The following is a 21294-nucleotide window of genomic DNA, read 5'->3' as shown; positions in this document are numbered from 1 at the left end:
GGCCAAATGACCGGGGCGCTGTTTCTTTGCCGTTTTCCAAAAAGGAACGCGAAAACGGGTTCTCTTATTGTTCTGCGTTTTTGATCACGTTGAACTCAGTGCGGCGGTTCAACTGCATGTTCTCAGGAGAGGTGTTCGGGGCAGCCGGACGACGCTCACCGTAAGAAACCGTGATGAGGCGGTTGCTAGGGATACCTTGCTGTAACAGGTAGTTGTAAGCAGCCATGGCGCGGTTCTCACCCAAGGTCACGTTGTACTCGTCTGAGGCACGTGAATCTGTGTGACCGTCAATGGAGATACGCAGGTTTGGATTAGCTTTCATTACTCGTACAATGTTGTCCAGCTCAGAGATAGACTCAGGACGCAGGTTGTACTTGTCTGTGTCATAGTAGATGCGTTTGAAGGCGTACGCGCCGGTGCCAATACCAGTGGTATCTTCAAAGGCAATGTAGAAGTCTTTCTCAAAGGTAGTGGTGTCGTTCAAAGACATAGGCACTTCATATTGCTCTGTGGCAATGGTTTTGCCGTCTTTAGACAAGGTCACTTGGTACGGACGCGCTGAAAGCACAGACACCTGGTAGTTTCCTGAATCTGGCTTGGTCACATCACGATACTCCAGTGGCGTGTTGTTGGCTGCTTTACCGGAGAATACCAGTTCTACGCCGGGGATGATGGTTGAATCACGCAGGCTGTATACATGGCCACGCACGTTGGCGTTCCGGATGTAGTTGATGGTGTAGATGTCTTTTTCGCCGTAACCACCCATGCGGTAAGAAGAAAGGTAGGCGTAAGAACCATCTGGGCTCAAGCGGTAGTACGTATCGTCATCAGGCGTGTTCACAGGGTAGCCCATGTTCACTGGTCTGCTCCAACGGCGGGCCACGGTATCAAAGCTCATGGTGAAGATGTCATAACCACCCATGGTAGAGTGACCGCGTGAGCTGAAATACATGGTTAAACCATCTGGCGTGAAGTACGGGCTGTCTTCATCGTAAGGCGTGTTCACACCGTTCCCGAAGTTCTTAGGCTCACCCCACTCGCCGTTTGGCTGACGCTTCGCGTAGTAGATATCCAGGTCACCGTTTTGTGAGTACTGGCTCGTAGAGAAATAAAGGGTAGAACCGTCTCTAGAGATGAAGGCATCAGATTCAAAGCCTTTGGTGTTGATGTTCTTGCCTAATTTTTGCGGCTGTCCCCAGTCACCACCGTCGCGGCTGGTCATGAAGATATCACCACCTTCGTCCTGGCGGTACATCAACAGTTTGCTGTCGTTGTCAAATAACTGAATGGAAGCATCGTGGCCGGTACCGTTCAAACGTCCGCTCAAAGACTTAGGGGTTTCCCACTGATCAATACCTAAACGGCGGGTCTCGAAGATATCCTCAAAGTACTCACCGTCTTCTGCTTCTTTTCCGCCGGTCACCCCCGCGCTGCGGGACGTGAACAACAGGTAGTTGTCATCAGAAGAAATAACGGGGCTGTGCTCAGAGTACGGGGTGTTTACCGTTGGCCCCAGGTTTTTCACGAAGATGTCTTTGGGGTTGGCTACTTCTTTTTTGGCGTTACGGGCGTGCTGCAACAAAAGAGCAGCCTGCTCTTTTCCCTCGTCGTCACGCTTGCCCAGGGTAGCCTGGTACGCCTGCGCGTTTTTGATGGCGTTGTCAAACTCATAGTTCACAAGATCTACTCTACCTAACCAATACAGAACATCATCCCCAACTTTGGGCTTCATTCTGTATGCTTTGTAGATGTACTCGCTTGCTTTCTCCTTGTCAAAGGCAATGTAGCTGATACCCGCCCGATACATGGCCTTCGCATTATCCGGATCACGTTCCAGGGCGCGCTCATAGTACGGTAATGCCGCCCGGAAATTGGCTTGGTTGAACATTTTATCTCCACTCCGGATAAGCTTACGGGTACTCTGGGCCATGACCGTGGAAGCCATGATAAACAGTGTCAGAAAAAGGAAAGATGTTCTAAACAACCGCTTGTCTAAGTGATTCATAGTGTAAAGGTTTAGGTATAGTAGCTACTTATTAGGCGCAAAAATGGAAAAATTGTTTTGGGTGGGCATCTGGTTAGCTTCTCTTCTATTGATGGCGGAGGACTAAGGGAACCACAATAATATTCAAAAATCTAAGAAATTAAACCCCTGTTTCTAAATTATTTTAAGGCTATTATTAGTAAAGTGCCGCAATATATAGAAAATCTATCTTACCTGATAATCATATCCGCTGCACTTGTCAGCCCTACGATACTGCGATTTGTGTCAAATGGTTACTATTTCTCATAAAATATCCTCTTAATTCCGGCTATTGTGAGATTCTGAAGGGTTTAGCGGTTTATTTGATACCTTTGCAATTATTAATAAACGTACAAAGTAATTATGGTCATTAAAGATGCGAAGTTCATTACCAGCAACACCCGTGCTGACTTATGTCCGCAGACAGACCTGCCGGAATATGCGTTTATTGGGCGTTCTAACGTGGGCAAGTCATCGCTCATCAACATGCTCACCAACCGGCTTAAATTAGCCAAGACTTCCTCTTTCCCGGGCAAGACCCAGCTGATCAACCACTTCCTCATCAATGATGATTGGTACCTGGTGGATTTACCAGGCTACGGCTGGGCCAAGGTGAGCAAAGACTCCCGGGAGGCCTGGCGGAAGATGATTCTTTACTACATGAAGAACCGCCCCAACCTGGCCTGCGTGTTCGTGCTGCTTGACTCCCGCCTCCCACCCCAGAAAGCAGACCTGGAATTTATGGAACTTCTGGGAACCATGGGGGTGCCTTTTGTGCTTATCTTCACGAAAACAGACAAGCAGTCTGGCACGAAAACTGATATGAACATTGCGCTCTACCTTAAGACGCTGAAGGAAACCTGGGAAGAGTTGCCGATGTACATGAAGAGCTCCTCCAGCACCAAGGAAGGACGGGAAGAAATTCTTCAGTTCATCAGTGACGTGAACCAGCGGTATCATGAAGAGCGTCAGGGCTGAGTGCTGTTTAAAGCCTAATTTTTAAAAGATGAACGTAAAACACATTTTCGTAGCTGCTCTCTTCGCGTTGGTAACGTCTGGGGCTTTTGCCCAGACCGCGAAACCAGCCGCAGCCGCCCAAACCGGCAAACTACCCGTAGCGGAGCACTATGCCGGCGGCCAGGACTCACTGGTGGCGCATCTGCAGCGCAGCATCCAGTATCCGGCCATGGCCAAGCGCAACCGGGTCATGGGAACCTGCATCATCCATTTCACCCTGAGCGAGGACGGAGTCATCAGCAATGCCAAAATTCTCAAGGAAGTGGGCGGCGGCACTGGCCAGGAAGCGTTACGGGTGGTAAAACTGCTCAAATTCAAAGCTCCCGGGTATAGCCAGGAATACAGCGTGCCCGTCAGCTTCAAACTATAATCATTCATCCTAAACCAACCTACCTCTATGCCATTTGACCTGAAAGAGATCGCTTCTATTTCTGGTATGCCGGGCCTCTACAAGATTGTAGCGCCTACCCGCAATGGAATCATTGTTGAAAGCCTCACCGAAAAACCAGCCCGGAGCGTAGCCCAAGCCCGTAACCGGGTATCTATTCTGCAGGAGATCTCTATGTACACCAATGATGAGGAACACACCGTTCCGTTGGCCGAGATCTTTGACAGAATCAGAAACCAGTACGGCGCTGACCTGCCGGTGAACGGCAAGTCCAGCACCCAGGAACTCTCCTCTTTCCTGGAATCGGTGCTGCCCGACTATGACCAGGAGCGGGTGTATGCCTCAGACATGAAGAAGCTGGTTCAATGGTACCAGATCGTAAACCAGTTCGTGCCTTACGCAGAAGCCGCCTCAGACACGGCTACCGCTGACGCAAGCCAGGAAGACGAAACCCCATCGGCTTCTGCCGAATAAACAGCGGCTCTCTTCTTAACCGAAACAGCCCTACGCACCGCGGCCCCTGTCATTTGGCAGGGGCCGCGGTGCGTAGGGCTGTTTTATTTTTCGTTTTCTGAAATTAGCTCAGCAACATGGAAGCCCTCACCGGTCTTTCGCGGGCCACCAGCAGGTTCTCCACCTCGTCTACCATGTCTTTGGAGCCGATGTAGAACGTGCAGCGCTGGTGCAGCTCAGAAGGCTGAATCTCCAGAATGCGGTGGCGCCCGTCAGAGGCTTTCCCGCCGGCCTGCTCCACAATGAAAGCCAGAGCGTTGCACTCATACAACAACCGCAGTTTACCGCCCGGTGATTTCAGGGTGTTGGGGTACATGTAGATGCCGCCTTTCATTAGGTTGCGGTGGAAATCTGCCACCAGCGAGCCAATGTACCGCGCGGCATAGTTCCGCACGCGGCAAAGCTCCACGTAATGCTTGATGCTCTCGGGGAAGTGGTTGAACCCGCCTTCGTTCACCGAGTAGATGTTGCCATTCTGGGGCGTGGTAATGTTGGGATGCGACAGGAAGAATTCCCCCAGGGAGATCTCGTACGTAAACCCGTTCACGCCGCAGCCGGTGGTATACACCAGCATGGTGCTGGAACCGTAGATCACGTAACCGGCGGCTACCTGCTCGGTGCCCTTCTGGTAGAAATCATCAATGGTGGCCTCGGTGCCCAGTTCAGAGACGCGGCGGTAGATGGAAAAGATAGTCCCGATGGACACGTTCACGTCTATGTTGGAAGAACCATCCAGTGGATCAATGGCCACAATGTATTTTCCGTTTTTATTTCCGGTATGGATCACGTCCTCTTCCTCCTCAGAAATAATGGCGCAGACCTCGCCTCCGTTGCGCAGAGCGCGTATGAAGCGGATATTGGCCACTACGTCCAGCTTCTGCTGATCTTCTCCCTGCACGTTCTGCTTGCCGTAAGCACCGCCTATATCAGTGAGACCTGCATGGTTAATGGCGCGGTTTACTATTTTTGCCGCCAGGGCTATGTCGCGGAGCAATTGAGACAATTCACCAGTGGCATAAGGGAAATCCTCTTGCTTGCGCATGATGAATCGGTCAAGCGTAGTGCCAACGGGCAGGGCCAGGTTTTCTTTAAGTGTCATAGGATTAAGGTGGATTGGTGAACGGATAGTTTTCTGATAGCTTACTTATATAATTACAAAAATATCAAATTATCCGATATATCATACGGATATTTTGACAATATCTCAAATTAACAGACCTTAAATGAGAGTTTATAAATTTGGAGGGGCATCCGTGAAAAATGCGGAAGCTTTCAGGAACGTACTTCGCATTCTTACCCTGCTACCCGCCTCTGAGAAACCGGTGGTAGTGGTTTCTGCCATGGGCAAGACCACCAATGCCCTGGAACAGATGTTCGGCCAGGCCTACCGGAAAGAGGATTACACCCAAACCCTGCAGGAAATGCAACGCTACCATGAGGCGGTGGTGCAGGAACTCTTCCCAGCCCAGGACCACCCGGTGTACGCCGCGCTACAGCAACAATTCACGTATCTGCAGGACACGTTAACAGCCGTGGAGCCAACGCAGTTTGACCGGCAGTATGACCAGATCATCAGCGTGGGCGAACTGCTTTCCAGCCTCATTCTGCACCATTTCCTGTGTAGCCAGGGCTTTGACAACCATTGGCTCGATTGCCGCGAATACCTGCGCACCGATGACACCTGGCGCGAAGGCCGTTTGGATTGGGACGTCACCCAACAACAGATCCAACGCGACCTCCCGGCCATTCTGGAGAAGAAACCCATCATCACGCAAGGCTTCATCGGCCGGACGGCCGATGGGGCCACCACCACCCTGGGCCGGGAAGGCTCTGATTTCAGCGCGGCCATTTTCGCCTACTGCCTGGAGGCCGAGTCACTCACCATCTGGAAAGACGTTCCGGGTCTGCTCAACGCCGATCCCAAACTCTTCCAGGACACTGTGAGGTACGAGGAGATTGCGTACCAGGAGGCCATTGAAATGGCGTACTACGGAGCGTCGGTCATCCACCCCAAAACGGTGCAGCCTTTGGCCCAGAAGTGCATTCCGCTGTACGTGAAATCGTTCCTGCACCCGGAGCAGCCGGGCACCGTGATCCGCAACTGCCAGCACGACCGCATCGCGCCCTCGTTTATCCTGAAACAGAACCAGTGCCTGCTCTCCTTCCATACCAAAGACTTCGGGTTCATCTCTGAGCAACACCTGAGTTCCATTTTCCAGGCCTTGAGCAAGCACCGTCTCAAGATCAACCTCATGCAGAATTCCGCCATCTCCTTCTCCACCTGCGTAGACGCCGATGCGCCCAAAGTAGAGGCCCTGAAGGAGGAACTAACCCAGGAGTTTGTCATTCTCTACAACCAGCCGCTGCACCTGTTCACCATCAAAAACTATGACCAGGCCAGCCTGGACAGATTAACCACCGGCAAGGAGATTCTGCTGGAGCAGCGCAGCCGCCAGACCTTCCAGTTTATCTGCCGGCCCACCCAAAACTTCCCGCATTAAAACACGGAGAAACAGCTGATGTAACGGGTTTCATTTCGGGGCTGTTTTCGCGAAAACAGCCCCGAAACACCTGATCCTCAACGAGTAGCCAAAGCTCCGGATCTAGCTTTTCAGCAAGAAAACAGAATTGGATTATTTCTTTTCCCGCAGCCTCGGTTTCCCGCAGGTTACCGCGCCCGCGGAAGAGTTTACAGACACATTTCCTTTCCTTATTGCAGGGTAAAACGCCACCTGTTACCTTTGCGCCCACAATGCGTGGGCACGCGAATGGAAACGCCAAAGCATTTTTCTTACAGACACATTTAACATTACTTTTTAACAATGGCAGTATTAGTAGGTAAAAAAGCACCGTCTTTTAAAGCTACCGCAGTAGTAGATTTAGAATTTGAAGAGGATTTTTCTTTAGACCAATACATTGGAAAGCAACACGTTGTGTTCTTCTTCTACCCAATGGATTTTACCTTTGTATGCCCTACTGAGATCATCGCGTTTCAGGACCGTTTAGAGGAATTCAAGCGTAAAAACGTAGCCGTGGTAGGTTGCTCTACAGACACGCACCAGTCGCACTGGGCCTGGTTGAACACTCCGCGCGAAAGAGGCGGTATTGAAGGCGTAACGTACCCACTGGTAGCCGATGCCACCAAAACCATCTCCTCTAACTATGATGTGTTGGCCGGTCACTATGACTACAACGAAGAAGGTGAAATGATCTTCGTGGGTGAGCCGGTGGCGTACCGCGGTCTGTTCCTGATCGACAAGCAAGGCATAGTGCGTCACCAGGTGGTGAACGACATGCCCCTGGGCCGCAGCATTGACGAAGCCCTGAGAATGGTAGACGCCCTGCAGTATTTCGAGGAGAAAGGCGAAGTTTGCCCGGCTAACTGGGAAGAAGGACAAGAAGGCATGGAAGCTACCCACGAGGGTGTAGCCAGCTACCTTTCCGGCAACTAAGCTTTTAGAGAATAGCTCGTTACCAAAAAGCTCCCGTGTAAAGCGGGAGCTTTTTTTATTGCCCCGGTGAAGTTCACCAAGCCGTTATTCGGCTTTGAAGGCAAGCGAGTCCCAATCTTCCGTTTTAAGGCCCTTTTGGTGAAAACAAGCTTAAAACATACGTAGCTGCCGGAGGGAGTTGATCAGCTGCCCAGTTAAGTTGGGTGCATTTTTCCCGCTCAAAGTACGCCTTCTTGGCAATTACCCTGTATCTTTACTTGACAGGCAACTCAGACAAGGAAGACGGATCAGTGATTTCTCACTGTTTGCAGGATTATAAAACCGTTACGTGATGTCAAAGATTCTATACGAAGTTGGAGTTCGGGCTTACGGGATGGGCGTGCGCTTGGCCGCTCCTTTTCTCCCCAAAGCGGCCCAGTGGGTAAACGGACGGAAAGAGATTTTTGAGGAAATCCGCAGCAAGCTGCAGGCCAACACGGCTCCCTTGGCCTGGTTTCACTGCGCCAGCCTGGGCGAGTTTGAGCAGGGCCGTCCGCTCATAGAGGCTTTCAAACAGCGCTTCCCCGGCTACAAGATCGTGCTCACGTTCTTCTCCCCCTCCGGCTATGAAGTCCGGAAGAACTACACCGGTGCCGATTTTATCTTCTACCTGCCGCTGGACACTGCCCATAACGCACACCAGTTTCTGTCGTTGGTGAACCCCGTGCTGGCCGTTTTCGTGAAGTACGAGTTTTGGCATCATTACACCAAAGCCCTCCGGAAACGCCACATCCCGCTATTCTCGGTATCGGCGCTGTTCCGGCCCAACCAGATTTATTTCCGGAAGAAAGGCGGCTTCTACCGCCGTATTCTGGAGCGATTTACCCATATCTACACCCAAAACGCCGAATCGGCGCAGTTACTGGCGAGCATCAATTTCACCAAAGTGAGCACCGCCGGCGATACGCGCGTGGACCGGGTGCTGCAAACGGCCGCCAACGTGGTGCCTATTCCCCTCGCTGAGGCGTTCAAAGACAACGCGCCCACCATGGTGATTGGCAGCAGCTGGCCCGAAGATTTGCAGGTGCTCCTCCCCTTTATGCAGGAACAGGTGCCGCAGCTCAAGTTCATTCTGGCCCCGCACGAGATCAAAGACAAGGAATTAAGCGAGATTGAGGAACAGTTTCCCGGCCAGGTTATCCGGTTTTCTAAAGCCGATGCCGCCACCGTGGCCACGTACCGCATTCTGCTCATCGACAATATTGGCATGCTCTCCAGCCTCTACCAGTACGCCGATTACGCCTACGTGGGCGGGGCGTTCGGGAAGGGGCTGCACAACACGCTGGAGCCTGCCGCTTTCGGGCCACCTATCTTTTTCGGGCCCAAATACGCCAAGTTCCAGGAGGCGAAAGACCTGGTGGATGCCCAGGCCGCGTTCTGCGTAAAATCCACCCAGGAGCTGAATAAGAAGTTTCTGGCCGTGCACGGCAACCCTGCGGCGCTGCAAAAAATCAGGGCAACTACCCAAGCCTACCTCCAGAAACAGGCCGGCGCCACGGACCGTATCTTAACTTCGTTGGAATATTGGTTACCTTCGCGCCAGGTATGACAGGCACAGTAGTAAAATCGACGGGTTCTTGGTATTTGGTGCGCGACCACGCAGATGGCTTGCTGCACAAATGCCGCCTGCGCGGGAAGTTCAAAAACAAAGGCTTAAAGGTAAGCAACCCCATTGCCGTAGGCGATGAAGTGACCATGGAACCCGAGGGCGGTGAAAACCAGGGCGTGATCACGGACATCAAACTGCGGCGTAACTACATCATCCGAAAATCTACGCACAAGGCGCACCACGCGCACATTGTGGCCTCCAACCTGGACCAGGCTTTTCTGGTGGTGACGCTGGTCTCGCCGCGTACGTCCTTCGGGTTCATTGACCGTTTTCTGGTCACCGCCGAGGCCTATGACATTCCGGCCACGCTGCTCTTCAACAAACTGGATTTGTATGACGAAGATGCGCTGGGCTACATGAAACAGGTGATGCAGCTTTACAGCCAGATCGGGTACCCGTGTTATCCGCTCTCGGCGCATACCGGCGAGGGCTTGCCGCAGGTGCAGGAATTGCTGGCCCAGAAAGTCTCGTTGTTCACCGGCCACTCCGGCGTGGGCAAAAGCACCCTAGTGAACGCCCTGGTGCCCGACCTAGACATCAAAACCTCCGAGATCTCGGCGTTTTCAGACAAAGGCGTGCACACCACCACCTTCGCGGAGATGTTTGAGGTGGAGCCCGGCACGTATCTCATTGACACGCCCGGCATCAAAGAACTGGGCGTGGTGGAGATGAAGCGCGAGGAGATTGCCCATTATTTCCCCGAGATGCGCGAACGCCTGAACAAGTGCAAATACGATAACTGCATTCACGTGAAGGAGCCAGGCTGCGCCGTGCAGGAAGCCGTCAAGAAAGGCAAAATCGCGCTGCCGCGCTACGAAAGCTACCTGAGTCTGCTGCAGGACGAGGACACGCACCGGTAACAGGAGTTCTGAGTTCTGAGTCTGTAGTCCTGAGTCTTAAAAGCGGTGGCGAAACGCTGAAGCCCTTGCTTAAAGCAGAAGGCTAAAGATTGGTTTTGGGGCTGCTTTTACGAAAACAGGTCCAAAACGGAATGAAACGGGAAAGCGGGCACCAAGCCACACATTCTAAAATTACGTACCTTTGTCAGAACTTACGTGTACCCGTACGGGTAAATAGCACATAAGCACATTCATCAATTAGCACATTAAACAATGAAAACCGCAGAAATCCATACCCCCAAGGGTGTCATGAAAGTAGAATTCTACGAGAACGATGCGCCTAAAACTGTTGAGAACTTCACCAAACTGGCCAAAGAAGGCTTCTATGACGGCCTTGCCTTCCACCGCGTACTGCCTGATTTCGTGATTCAGGGTGGTTGCCCTAACTCCCGCGAGGGCTCCAAAGGCATGGCCGGCACCGGCGGACCTGGTTACAAAATTGACTGCGAGTTAACCGGCGGCAACCAGTACCACGACCGTGGCGTGTTGTCTATGGCGCACGCGGGCCGCAACACCGGCGGATCTCAGTTCTTCATCTGCCACAGCCGCAACAACACCGCCCACCTGGACCGTAACCACACCTGCTTCGGGAAAGTGGTAGAAGGCCTGGACGTGATCGATGACATCCGCCAAGGCGATAGAATCGAGAAAATCGTGGTTAACGAGGAATAATCTTTTAATTGCTGATTGTTGATTGCTGATTGTTTTGATAATCAACAATCAGCAATTAACAATCAGCAATCTTTAAAACTCCGTTTTGGGGCTGTTTTCTGGAAACGGCCCCAAAACGGAGTTTTTTCTTAAACGCCGATATGGCTGAGCACGAAGGCTGTCAAGAAACCTAGCACGGTGATGAGGCCGGTGAAATCATGGGTCACTTCAAAGGCCTCGGGAATCATGGTATCGGTGATCATGGCCAGAATGGCACCGGCGGCCAGGGCAGTGGTGGCAGCAATTACGCCCGCCGGAAGCCCGCTGAAGACCGTGTAGCCCAGCAGCGCCGCCACGCCAGAGAGCAACGCTATGCCGCCCCAGACGCCAAAGATGTAGGCTTTGGACCGTTGCGCCTTTTTCATGCCCACGGCGCTGGAAAGCCCCTCCGGAACATTGGACAGAAATACCGCCGCCACTACCGCCAGACTCACCTTGCTGCCCGAGATCATGCTGATGCCTATGGCGATGGACTCCGGGATACCGTCAATCAGCGCCCCGATAGCCAGCGCCAGGCCGCTGCCCTCCTCCTCGGCCTCCGAGACCTGCTGCTCGCCGGAGCGTTTCCGGTGGCGGGCACCCTGCTTTTTCAGGATCCAGTTTGCGCCCGTGTACACCAATGCTCCCGCCAGAAACCCGATGGCGGTCGCCGCAAAACCTCCGGTCTCAAAGGCTTCCTCCATGAGGTCAAACGCCAGCGCCGAGATCAACACGCCCGCGCCAAAGGCCATGACGCTGGAAGAAACCCGCACGCTCACCTTCGCGAAATACCCAATGGCTGCGCCGATGAGCAGGGCCGCACCGCCCAATAGACCCCACAAAGTAGCCTGTAACCAGATCGGCATGAGTTCTCTTTTTGACTTCACAAAATGCCCCCTGTACCGGCTGGCTTAGTTTCCTACGGGTGAGCACCCGGTTAGTTCACGTGAAACAGGCCCGCCGCTTTTATCTAGAGAACACTGCCAGCACATAACCCTACCTGCTAAAAAGGCAGAAAGCCGAAGCATGGGTTGCCTCGGCTTTCTGCCTTTCTTGTTTTGGATCTGTTTTCAGGAAAACGGCTTAAAAACGCTTGTTGTCCTCGTCCTCATCGTCGTCATCATCGCTCAGGGAGAATCCGCCGCCGGAGAACATGCTGCTGAGCAGGTCTTTGAACTGCAGACCGGCGGTGAGGCGGTTACGGGAAATGAGGCTGTACTCGGCTAAACCGTGCAGGCAGAACTCCATCCAGAACAAATGCTCGGCTTCGCCTTTGGCGTTCGGCTGGAATTTGTCCACCACGTCAGAGAGGCCCGGCACCTGGTTGAGCACGCGCTTGTACTCGGCATCAGAGGCATCGTTGAGCAGATCCAGCGTGTGTCCGTCTGAGAACCAGCCACTCACTTTCTTGTACGGGTCTTTGTCTTTCTGCTTTTTGAACTTGTCTGGGTCTGGGAAGTAGTTGAGGAACTGCGTCCGGATGGCTTTGCCCATCAGGCGGTAGGCCACGCCACCCGCTCCCTCCTGCTCGCCCTCGTACACCAGTTCCACCTTGCCCGTTACGGCCGGAACCGCCGCCAGGAAATCAGCGATGCGCACGTGGGTGCTGGCTTCGGCGTTGAGCAGCACGCGCCGCTCGGCGGCACTGATCACGCTCTCATAGGCCGAGATGGTCAAACGCGCCGAAACGCCGCTTTTGGCGTCTACGTACTCGCTCTCGCGGGCCTCAAAGGCGATCTGCTCCACCAGGTCATGGATGAGTTCGTGGCCTTTCACGCGCTCCTGCTGCGCATTGGTGATGCGCGCCTCCTGCTTGGTGATGTTCTTGCCTATCTCAATGGACTTAGGATAGTGCGTGATGATCTGGGAGTCAATGCGGTCTTTGAGCGGCGTCACAATGGAACCGCGGTTGGTATAATCCTCGGGGTTGGCGGTGAACACAAACTGAATGTCCAGCGGCAAGCGGATCTTGAAGCCCCTGATCTGAATATCGCCTTCCTGCAAGATGTTGAACAGGGACACCTGGATGCGGGCCTGCAAATCTGGTAGCTCGTTGATCACGAAGATGCCGCGGTGCGCCCGCGGGATCAGGCCGAAATGGATGACGCGCTCATCGGAGTACGGCAGTTTCAGGGTGGCGGCTTTGATGGGATCGGCGTCGCCGATGAGATCGGCTACCGATACGTCTGGGGTGGCGAGTTTCTCGGTGTAGCGCTCGTCGCGGTGCAGCCAGGCAATGGGCGTGTCGTCGCCGTGGTGGCTTATCTGGTCCAGGGCGTAGCGCGAAAGCGGCTGCAGCGGGTCATCGTTCAGTTCAGAGCCGGCCACTACGGGCACGTACTCGTCCAGCAGTTGCACCAACAGGCGCGCGATGCGGGTTTTGGCCTGACCGCGCAAGCCCAGCAGGTTGATGTGGTGGCGGCTCAAAATGGCGCGCTGCAGGTCCGGAATCACGGTCTCTTCGTAGCCGAAGATGCCGGGGAACACTTCCTCGCCGCTGCTCAGTTTCTTGATGAGGTTGACGCGCAGTTCTTCTTTCACACTTTGCGGCTCATAGCCGGCGGCCTTCAGTTGGCCCAGGGTCTTGATCTTTTGCAGTTGCTCTGCAGGTATATCGGAATAAAGCATTTTTCTATTGCTGGTTGTTTGATTGCTGATTGATTTTTAAAGTACGTATCTTGTAGAAGAAACTCTTGAACAAGGTTAGTATGATGCGTTTTAAGTCACGTTCGTTTTTATTTTCGGTTTTGGCCCGTCTGCTCACGTTTGCCGGAGTGGCGATGTGCCTTACCAGGAACTCCCACGTCTACCTTGCCTTGGGCCTTATTTTCACCGGCAGCGTGTGGACCATCTATTCTCACTTCTCCGGTCGTAAAAGGTTACACGCATAACTGTCCGTTTTTGGCTTATTTTCCTCTAAACTGCATTAAACGAGAAACTCTCCTGCTCTACAGATCTCACATGAAAACTTCTTCCCTGCCTTATTTTGCGGCTACTCTGCTGGCGGTCATCGGTGCTGCGTTACGCATGACCCACGTGATTGACAAACCGGTCTTTTACCTGATGATTGCCATCAGCATTGGGTGGGGCATCTGGGGTAACCTCCTCAGTAGTTCCAAAAAAGGAAAATAACCGCCGAGTTCACTTTTAAGCTTCTTTCCCGAAAACAAGCCCAAAACGCTCACCGGTTACATGCGTTTCTTTTTGTTGCGGCCGTAGTCCCGGAACACCAGATCACCCAGGCCTTTGAGGCTGCTGTAGTACGCCTGCCCGTTGTTGACCTGGGTAAACTCCTCCACAAACTGCTGCAGGTACGGGTCTGAGGCAATCATGAACGTAGTGATGGGAATGCCCAGCCTACGGCACTGCGCCGCCAGATTCAGGGTTTTGTTCACCACTTTCCTGTCTAGCCCGAAACTGTTCTTGTAGTACTTCAGCCCTTCTTTGAGACAGGTGGGCTTGCCGTCGGTGATCATGAAGATCTGCTTGTTGGCGGTCTTGCGGCGGCGCAGCAAATCCATGGCCAGCTCCAGACCGGCCACGGTGTTGGTGTGGTACGGGCCCACCATGAGGTACGGCAAATCCTTGACCGTAATCTGCCAGGCATCGTTCCCGAACACGATGATGTCCAGGTTATCTTTGGGGTACTTAATCTTCACCAACTCGGCCAGCGCCATGGCTACTTTCTTGGCGGGCGTGATGCGGTCTTCGCCGTACAGAATCATGGAGTGCGAGATGTCAATCATGAGCACGGTGCTGGTGAGGCTTTTGTGCTCGCGCTCGGTTACTTCCAGGTCCTGCTCGGTGAGGAAGAAATCATCGGCGATGCCGTGCTGAATCTGCGCGTTGCGGATGGACTCGGTGAGCTCAATCTGCTCGGGCGCATCCCCGAAACGGAACTCGCGCCGGTCGGCGGAGGGTTCATCGCCAATCCCGGTTTTTGGGGTGGTGTGGTTGCCTTTGCCGCCTTTCTTCAGTTTCCCGAAGATCTCTTCCAGCGCACTTTTCCGGATCTTCTGCTCGCCTTTGGCTTGTAGCTTGAACTGCCCGTCGGGGCCTTTGTCGTCTATGTAGCCGTTCTTCTTGAGGTCCTCAAAAAAATCGCCCAGGCCATACGCATCATCGGTGAGTTTGTAGCGCTTGTCCAGCTCACTCATCCAGGACATGGCTTCGGCCACGTCTCCGGCGGTAAGGGTAATCAACTGGAGGAAAATCTGGAGCAGGGATTCAAACCCTTTGTCCTGAGGCTCCTCCGGCACGAAATCGGTAAATCTATATCCGGCTGCCATAGTTCTAGTTTTTGATGGGTCACAAGATACAAGACGGAAGACACAAGACGATTCCCAGCGTAGTATGCTTTTGCACACCATCCTCTTCTCGGTTCAAGGGAACTTTCTTACCGGAAGATCTCTCCAAATCCTGTGTCTCCCCTCTGGCTCCTGTGCCAACTGGTTAACAACGTGTAAACGCAATTGTTCTTATGAAAGGTAACCTTCTGCCAAAAAAGGAGTAAACAAGATCAATTAGTGCAATACTTTTATAAACAAAATACCATTATCAACCATTATGCGTGCCATCTGGAAAAATACCATTCTAGCAGAGAGCGATACCACCATTGAAGTGGACGGAAACCACTATTTCCCGCCCTCCTCTCTCCGCTGGGAGTTCTTCAAGCCCAGCACCAGACACTCGGTTTGCTCCCGCAAAGGCGAGGCTTCTTATTACTCACTACAGGTAGGCCACTTTGAAAACCCAGACGCCGCCTGGACCTATCCGCAGCCCCAGGAGAAAGCCAAAGACATTGAAGGCTTCATCGCTTTCTGGAAGGGCGTGCAGGTGGTCAGCACCAACTAAAAACAGCTCTCTCGCCTACCTTCTCTTAAGGTATAAAATATGCTTCATACACAAGAACGCCCGGCAGAATATCTGCCGGGCGTTCTTGTGTAGTTTAGTAAAAAGAGCCTTAAAACGGCTGTTGCTTAGCTGTCAATCCACTTGAACTTGTATTGCAGTTCTGGCACGCGCAGGCGGTCTGCCACGCGGCGCAGACGGTTAGGCAAGGCCATGAGGTAATCACGGGCGCGCTCGCCGGCTTCGTTCAGCCCGGTCATGCTGGAGATTTTCCACTCCCGGATGAGAGTTTCCATGATCTCCACGTAGTCTGAGGAGGTGTACACGCCAATGCGCTGGGCCGCGTCTGTGAAGTGCCCGAACGTCTGGCCCTGGTCAATGCCCAGTTCGCGCAGGTAGTGGGCGGGCATCACAATCTTCTTGCGCATCATGTCTTCAAAGGCCACCATCATCTCAGACGGGTCTACCTCAAAGATTTTCTTCACGAAGGTTTTGTACGCCTTGGCGTGACGTCCCTCATCGGCGGCGATGTAGTTACAGATCCGGGACAGGGTGGTTTCGCCGGCTTGCTTGGCCAGCGCGCCCACGCGGCGGTGCGATACGTTGGTGGCCGTCTCCTGGAACGAGGTGTACACGAAGCTGCGGTACGGATCATCATCGGTCTGGATGTCCATGCCGTCGGCGATGAGGTACTGGGTAGAGGCTTCCATCTGGCGCATGTCAATGCGGCCCGATAAATATAAGTAACGGTTGAGCAAATCACCGTGGCGGTTCTCCTCTGAGGTCCAGCCGCGGTTCCATTTCATCCAAGAACTATTGGGGTTGGTGTTTACTTCCTTGATGCTCATGATCCAGCTCTCGTAGGTAGGCAGCGCCTCCTCGGTGATGGTGTCACCAATCAACACGGCGAGCAGGTCATAGGAAAGGCCTTTGGCGCGTTCTTTCAGGTCGCGCACTTCGTCAAAAAAGGATTCAAACCGCGTGTCTGGCAAGAAATCAGCGGGTTGCCAGCTGTCTTCCACCGATTTCAGGAACTCTGGCAGCGCGGTATCCAGAAATTTCTCCACATATATCATCACCTCTGAGCGGGTGGCTAAAGCATTATTAATCATACATCGTTAGATATGGAAGAACAAATATATTACTTTTTCACAGAATGCCCGGCAGTGGTCGTATTCGTTATCCAGACTGCATCACCTTTTGAACTATTCACTACGTAAAATCGCCGGCAGGGTGTCAGTATTTACCCGCAGATGGTAAAACAAGCCGTTATTTTTTATCTTTGGCTACACCCCGCCCCTTACCATGCCCGTGCCTCTGCTCAAGAAAGTGCTCCCGGCCCAAACCCGGCTCTCGTTACGTCAATTTTACTGGCTTTCCAGAAGCTGGCTGTACGTGGGCAACAAGGTGTACTGTCCCCTCTGCGAGGCCGCTTTCCGCACGTTTTTGCCCTTCGGCACAGAAAGGAGACAGCAGGCCCTGTGCCCCCGGTGCCACACCGTGGAACGCCACCGCCTGCTGTGGCTGTACCTGACCGAGCAGGTAAACATCACCCAGCGTTCGCTGGAAGTCCTGCACATGGCCCCCGAGCCCATTCTGCAAAGCCGCCTCAAACGCCTGCTTCACCTCCGCTACCGCAGCGCCGACCTGACCTCGCCGGTGGCCATGGACCACGCAGACATCCAGGCCCTGCCCTACCCCGATGCCACCTTTGACCTGATTCTCTGCTCCCACGTTTTGGCCCACGTGCCTAATGACGCGAAAGCCCTGCAGGAACTCCGCCGCGTGCTCAAACCCACCGGGCAACTGCTGCTCCAGGCCCGCCTGCACCCGCACGCCCACACCGTAGAACAACCCAACGCGATCACGCCGCAGCAACGCCTCCAGGCCTACGGGCAAGCCGATCGGTTCCGGAACTACGGACAGGACTTTGGGCAACGGGTAGCCGCGCAGGGTTTCAGCGTGGAGAAAGTGGAATACGCCCTCACCCGCACTCCTGAGGAACAAACCCGGCTGGGCCTGGGAAATGGCGAATTGATCTTTGTGGCTACCCCTTCCCGGCATGAAGCGCAGTAAACGGATCAGCCGCTTTTTGACCACATTTGTTCCTTTCCTACTGAAAACGGTGGGCCCCTTGAAACACTTCGCCCGTCGGCTGAGGCCTCAACCTGCCATGCCCATAGACGAGGTCACGCCAGACATGCTCCCCCAGCCTCTGGAAGGGTACACCGGCAAACATTTTTACCAGCCGGGAGACACGGTGCAGTTCCACCTCAAATCAGAATTGCCTCAGAACCACCTCCGGGTACAGCGCAGCACGGCAGATCAGGAATGGGAAGATCTAACGGAATATGTTTTCGAGCCGATTTCGCAAAAAGAGGCTCTAAACGAAGCGCAGGAAGGTTGTCATTGGACCGTCAGCTGGCATTACGTGCTGCCGGAAACCGCGCTGCCAGGGTATTACCGGGCCTTGTTGACCAACCCCGCCCTGGAGAAACCCGCCGAAGTGCATTTCCTGGTGGGCGCCCCCTCTCCCACTTCACGGGTTGTTGTGCTAGCCCCGGTCACCACCTGGCTGGCCTACAATGCCTATGGCGGACAGTCTTTCTACCGCAACGCACTGGGCGAAGGCTTCGCTCCATTCGTCTCGTCGCTCAGACCCAACACCGCGCTTACGTATCATTGCACGCACCCGCTCCAGCACAACCTCCGGATTGAGGCCAACATCTTCCACTGGTTTTCCCAGCATTACCAAGCAGACCTCTACCCCGATTATTACCTGGAAGCGCACCCGGAGGTGTTCACAAAGCACCAGGTCATCGTGTTGGCTTACCACGCCGAGTATTTCTCCCGAAGTATGTATGCTACCTTGAGGGAACTCGTGCACCAGCAGAAAAAATCACTCCTAGCTTTAGGCGGAAACCAGGTGTACTGGCAAGTGCGCTGGCACCAGGAGTTCACCCAGCTGGAGTGCCGTAAAAACGGTGCCTTTTTCCAAAACGAGGCCCAAAGAGGCGGTCTCTGGCGACACACTCCGCACCCCGAGGCGCAGCTGCTGGGCGCGCAGTTCTCGGAACCCGGCATGGGCACCTTCGCGCCGTACCAAGTCCTGGAACCGAAGCTCTGGTTACTAGATGGCCTCTCCCTCCAGGCCGGCGACCTCTTTGGCCAGACAGGACTGGACAGCTTCCCTATCTGCGGCGACGAGACCGACAAAACCAGCTGGAGTTCCCCCGCCAACACGGTTGTCCTGGCGAAGGGACTGAACAAGGCCTCTTCCAAAGGTCCTGCTATTTACGAAGCGCAGGACCCCGCCTGGGATGGAAGCGGCGGCGGCGAGATAACGATCACAGAACTCGCGTCTTCCCACGCGGTCCTGAACACCGGGTCTATCCAAAGCGGCTCGGGGCTGGGGAATGATAAGGTGTTCACCAAGCTGGTGGAGAATTTCATGCAGCGGTACGCCCATACTTCCAGCGGTGGTACCAGCGGCGCAGAAACTGCAGCGGCACCTTCTGGCGGGTAAGCAGTTGCAGGATTCGGTAAACCGATGTCATGCCCTGTTCCTCCTCCAGTAGCGTCAGTAGCTGGGCGGCCTCCGGGTAATTGGCGGTGAGATACGCATGTCGCGCCTCGTACCGGATTCTGGCCAGGAGTGCTTCTTTCTCGGGGCCGGTTCTGATTAACTGCCGGGCTTTCCGGATGACTTTGACCGTGGATGCCAGTTGCTTGTCGCCTTGCTGGTACACTTTCCGGGAAAGGGAGTGAGGGTGCATCCGGCGCTGGCAAAGCACCTCGTCCAGGAAATGATACTGCCAACGGCGGGAAGACCTTACCCAGAAATCAAAGTCCTCATAGGCCAGCGCGGGGTCATAGCCCTGCAACTCGTCCAGCACCTGCCTCCGGATCATCATGGTAGGCGGACAGATGAAATAACGGCCCAGCACCTCCGCGAAGACATCGCCGGTAGCGGGTTTTGGGCTTAGTTTTCCGGAAACAGCCCGATTGTAGAAAAAGCCCAGCGAAACGCCTTGCTCGTCTATCAGCTCGGCATCGGTGTAGACCACGCCGTAAGACGCGGGCAGTTGTTGAAAGGCTGCCACTTGCCGGGTCACGCGCTCTGGGTGCAGCACGTCATCGGTAGCGAAATCAATCACAAACTCTCCCTGACTCAACGCCAGGGCTTGGTTGAAAGAAGCGCAGTTGCCCTGGTTCTGGGTGTGCCGGATAAACCTGATCTGCGGATGCTCGCGCACGTAGTCGGTGATGATGGCAACGCTGGCATCGGTACTCAGGTCATCCACCACCAGCACTTCCAGATTGGGATAGGTTTGCGCCAGCACAGAGTCCAGCGCCGCCCGCAGAAAGGCCGCGTGGTTGTAGCAGAGGCAGATAATGGAAACCAACGGCGTGCTCATGAGGCGAAAAAGTAAGACCGGAACAAGTACAGATGAAACACCAGGTACAACCCGTACCGGAGCGCGTGAGCCAGGGGCAGCCCATCCAAACCCAGCAGCGGCATAAGCCAGGCCACCAAGCCCACGTACACTACACCTGACACCAATTGGGTGAGGATGTACAGTTTTACCCGAGCCTGCACGGTGATGATGTAGGAAAGCACCCAGGCCGTCATTTTCAGGAAATCGCCCAAGAGTTGGTACTCCATCAGGTCACGGGCGGCCAGGAAATCGCGGTGGAAGAGCAACTGGATAAAGAAATCGCGCTGCCGCCAGAAGAACAGCAGCCCAGCGCCCACGGCGGGCACCAGCAGGAAGAACACACTTCTGACGTACTCGCGCAGCGCCTCGGGCTGAGGCAGCAGCGCCGCGATTCTGGGGTAATAGACCATGCCCAAGAGGGAGACATACACCATGGTGTAGCTGTCCGAGATCTTCACCACCGACTGCCACAAACCGGTTTCCAGGAGGGAGAACTGCTGAATGGCCATCTCGCGCACCACAAAATCCACCAATTTAGCTCCTACCAAAGTGGAAAGCGCCATCACCAGGAATTTGCCCAGGTTTTGCAGCACCTCGGGGTTGAGCTGCATCTGCCACACGGGCACCAATCTTTTGGAGAGCACCACGCCCAAACCCACCAGTCCGCTGATGCTTTGCCCGGCCAGAAACAGCACCAAGGCCATAAAAACATCCATCTTGCCAACGGCTCCCCACATGATGCCCACACTCACCAAGCTGGTGAACAACCCGATGAACACATACGCCCGAAGCGCCTGCCGGGCCAGCAACACCGATAGCCAGAACAGGTGCAACAGCAGAAACACAAACATTATCGGCAGAAGCCAGAGACCGCCGGCTCCGGTTTGCGTCAGCAATTCCTCCCCGAAACGCTCCAAAAAAAACGTAGGGAAAAGCGAAATGGCGCCCGCCACGCCTAGAAAGGTGATGAGATTGAGCCAAAGACCGGCCCAGAAATACGATCTGTAAGCGGGAGTGTCTACCTCCTGCTGCGCCAGGTGCCGGATGAGGCCCACATTGACGCCGCTGTTGGGAAGCGTGGTGAGTAACGCGATCAGGTTCTGGAAGTGCGCGAGCAGGGTAATGCCATGCGGCCCGTAATACACGGCGAATAACTTGTTGATCAGGAGCGAACTGCCCGCCCGGGCCACCGTGGAAAGCCCCGACCACACCGAACTCCCCAGAAATTGCCGCAAGTGCTGCTTTCGCGCCATGGTGCAAACTACGAAGAAATTACCGCAATTTACCTGCGTGCCTTCTAGGGCCGATGTTTTCTCTGAGGTCGTTTAAGGGCTGTTTTCCGGAAAAGAGCCCCAAAACACGAGGCTCAGCGAG

20 protein-coding genes are annotated in these 21294 nt (G+C 54.2%); 12 read left to right on the top strand and 8 right to left on the bottom strand.

Translation table 11 applies throughout. The features are described 5' to 3' along the window. Positions 1-64: 64 nt before the first annotated feature. Entirely contained in the window at positions 65-2005 is a 1941-nt protein-coding gene (locus H7U12_RS16410) for an OmpA family protein (protein ID WP_186639998.1), read from the bottom strand. A 381-nt stretch (positions 2006-2386) separates the two neighbouring features. Here H7U12_RS16410 and yihA point away from each other — a divergent pair, with 381 nt between their 5' ends. The 3 genes from yihA to H7U12_RS16395 are packed head-to-tail and all read left to right on the top strand — an operon-like array spanning position 2387 to position 3902. Then, positions 2387-3001, top strand: coding sequence for a ribosome biogenesis GTP-binding protein YihA/YsxC (gene yihA / locus H7U12_RS16405; protein WP_186639996.1), 615 nt, complete (start codon positions 2387-2389; stop codon positions 2999-3001). 28 nt (positions 3002-3029) lie between these two features. Then, complete coding sequence (locus H7U12_RS16400) at positions 3030-3410, top strand: energy transducer TonB (protein ID WP_186639994.1); 381 nt, start codon at positions 3030-3032, stop codon at positions 3408-3410. A 27-nt stretch (positions 3411-3437) separates the two neighbouring features. Then, a complete protein-coding gene (locus tag H7U12_RS16395; protein ID WP_186639992.1) occupies positions 3438-3902 on the top strand; it encodes a DUF5606 family protein in 465 nt (154 codons plus the stop codon). 103 nt (positions 3903-4005) lie between these two features. On the opposite strand, the gene fbp is transcribed toward H7U12_RS16395, so the two are convergent. Continuing rightward, complete coding sequence (fbp, locus tag H7U12_RS16390; RefSeq protein WP_186639990.1) at positions 4006-5040, bottom strand: class 1 fructose-bisphosphatase; 1035 nt, start codon at positions 5038-5040, stop codon at positions 4006-4008. A 124-nt stretch (positions 5041-5164) separates the two neighbouring features. Here fbp and H7U12_RS16385 point away from each other — a divergent pair, with 124 nt between their 5' ends. From H7U12_RS16385 to H7U12_RS16365, 5 genes are all read left to right on the top strand, one after another. Then, positions 5165-6442, top strand: a complete 1278-nt coding sequence (locus H7U12_RS16385) for an aspartate kinase (RefSeq protein WP_186639988.1) — start codon at positions 5165-5167, stop codon at positions 6440-6442. A gap of 321 nt (positions 6443-6763) precedes the next feature. Then, positions 6764-7393 (top strand): peroxiredoxin, encoded by a 630-nt coding sequence (locus H7U12_RS16380; protein WP_186639986.1) that lies wholly within the window; start codon positions 6764-6766, stop codon positions 7391-7393. Between the two features lie 331 nt (positions 7394-7724). After that, positions 7725-8981: a 3-deoxy-D-manno-octulosonic acid transferase gene (locus tag H7U12_RS16375; protein ID WP_186639984.1), complete on the top strand. Its 1257-nt coding sequence runs from the start codon at positions 7725-7727 to the stop codon at positions 8979-8981. Further along, the gene (rsgA, locus tag H7U12_RS16370) at positions 8978-9901 is read left to right on the top strand and encodes a ribosome small subunit-dependent GTPase A (protein WP_186639982.1); all 924 of its coding nucleotides are present in this window, start codon (positions 8978-8980) and stop codon (positions 9899-9901) included. The genes H7U12_RS16375 and rsgA overlap by 4 nt, the downstream gene beginning before the upstream one ends. A 252-nt stretch (positions 9902-10153) precedes the next feature. Then, positions 10154-10612, top strand: coding sequence for a peptidylprolyl isomerase (locus H7U12_RS16365; protein WP_186639979.1), 459 nt, complete (start codon positions 10154-10156; stop codon positions 10610-10612). A 128-nt stretch (positions 10613-10740) separates the two neighbouring features. Here H7U12_RS16365 and H7U12_RS16360 read toward each other — a convergent pair whose 3' ends face one another. Beyond that, positions 10741-11496: a ZIP family metal transporter gene (locus tag H7U12_RS16360; RefSeq protein ID WP_186639977.1), complete on the bottom strand. Its 756-nt coding sequence runs from the start codon at positions 11494-11496 to the stop codon at positions 10741-10743. A gap of 217 nt (positions 11497-11713) precedes the next feature. After that, positions 11714-13258, bottom strand: a complete 1545-nt coding sequence (locus H7U12_RS16355; RefSeq protein WP_186639975.1) for a sigma 54-interacting transcriptional regulator — start codon at positions 13256-13258, stop codon at positions 11714-11716. A 333-nt stretch (positions 13259-13591) separates the two neighbouring features. Between H7U12_RS16355 and H7U12_RS16350 the strand changes: the two genes are divergently transcribed. Next, positions 13592-13762: a hypothetical protein gene (locus H7U12_RS16350; protein ID WP_186639973.1), complete on the top strand. Its 171-nt coding sequence runs from the start codon at positions 13592-13594 to the stop codon at positions 13760-13762. Positions 13763-13818: 56 nt separating this feature from the next. Here the strand turns inward: H7U12_RS16350 and H7U12_RS16345 are convergent, their stop codons facing one another. After that, complete coding sequence (locus H7U12_RS16345; protein ID WP_186639971.1) at positions 13819-14919, bottom strand: vWA domain-containing protein; 1101 nt, start codon at positions 14917-14919, stop codon at positions 13819-13821. A gap of 277 nt (positions 14920-15196) precedes the next feature. Between H7U12_RS16345 and H7U12_RS16340 the strand changes: the two genes are divergently transcribed. Then, positions 15197-15484 (top strand): DUF427 domain-containing protein, encoded by a 288-nt coding sequence (locus H7U12_RS16340; RefSeq protein WP_194362556.1) that lies wholly within the window; start codon positions 15197-15199, stop codon positions 15482-15484. Between the two features lie 125 nt (positions 15485-15609). Here H7U12_RS16340 and H7U12_RS16335 read toward each other — a convergent pair whose 3' ends face one another. Continuing rightward, complete coding sequence (locus tag H7U12_RS16335) at positions 15610-16593, bottom strand: acyl-ACP desaturase (RefSeq protein ID WP_186639969.1); 984 nt, start codon at positions 16591-16593, stop codon at positions 15610-15612. 193 nt (positions 16594-16786) lie between these two features. On the opposite strand from H7U12_RS16335, the gene H7U12_RS16330 reads away from it, so the two are divergent. Together H7U12_RS16330 and H7U12_RS16325 are read left to right on the top strand one after the other, a co-directional pair. Further along, positions 16787-17557 (top strand): class I SAM-dependent methyltransferase, encoded by a 771-nt coding sequence (locus H7U12_RS16330; protein ID WP_186639967.1) that lies wholly within the window; start codon positions 16787-16789, stop codon positions 17555-17557. Then, entirely contained in the window at positions 17544-19007 is a 1464-nt protein-coding gene (locus H7U12_RS16325; protein ID WP_186639964.1) for a N,N-dimethylformamidase beta subunit family domain-containing protein, read from the top strand. The genes H7U12_RS16330 and H7U12_RS16325 overlap by 14 nt, the downstream gene beginning before the upstream one ends. Here H7U12_RS16325 and H7U12_RS16320 read toward each other — a convergent pair. Next, positions 18931-19899 (bottom strand): glycosyltransferase family 2 protein, encoded by a 969-nt coding sequence (locus H7U12_RS16320; RefSeq protein ID WP_186639962.1) that lies wholly within the window; start codon positions 19897-19899, stop codon positions 18931-18933. The genes H7U12_RS16325 and H7U12_RS16320 overlap by 77 nt on opposite strands. Beyond that, positions 19896-21173, bottom strand: a complete 1278-nt coding sequence (locus tag H7U12_RS16315) for an MATE family efflux transporter (RefSeq protein ID WP_186639960.1) — start codon at positions 21171-21173, stop codon at positions 19896-19898. The genes H7U12_RS16320 and H7U12_RS16315 overlap by 4 nt, the downstream gene beginning before the upstream one ends. Positions 21174-21294: the final 121 nt, after the last annotated feature.

Source organism: Rufibacter sediminis, from assembly GCF_014269285.1.
Taxonomy (GTDB): domain Bacteria; phylum Bacteroidota; class Bacteroidia; order Cytophagales; family Hymenobacteraceae; genus Nibribacter; species Nibribacter sediminis.
The sequence above is the reverse complement of the archived record's forward strand: the minus strand, read 5'-3'. Positions and strand labels throughout refer to the sequence as shown.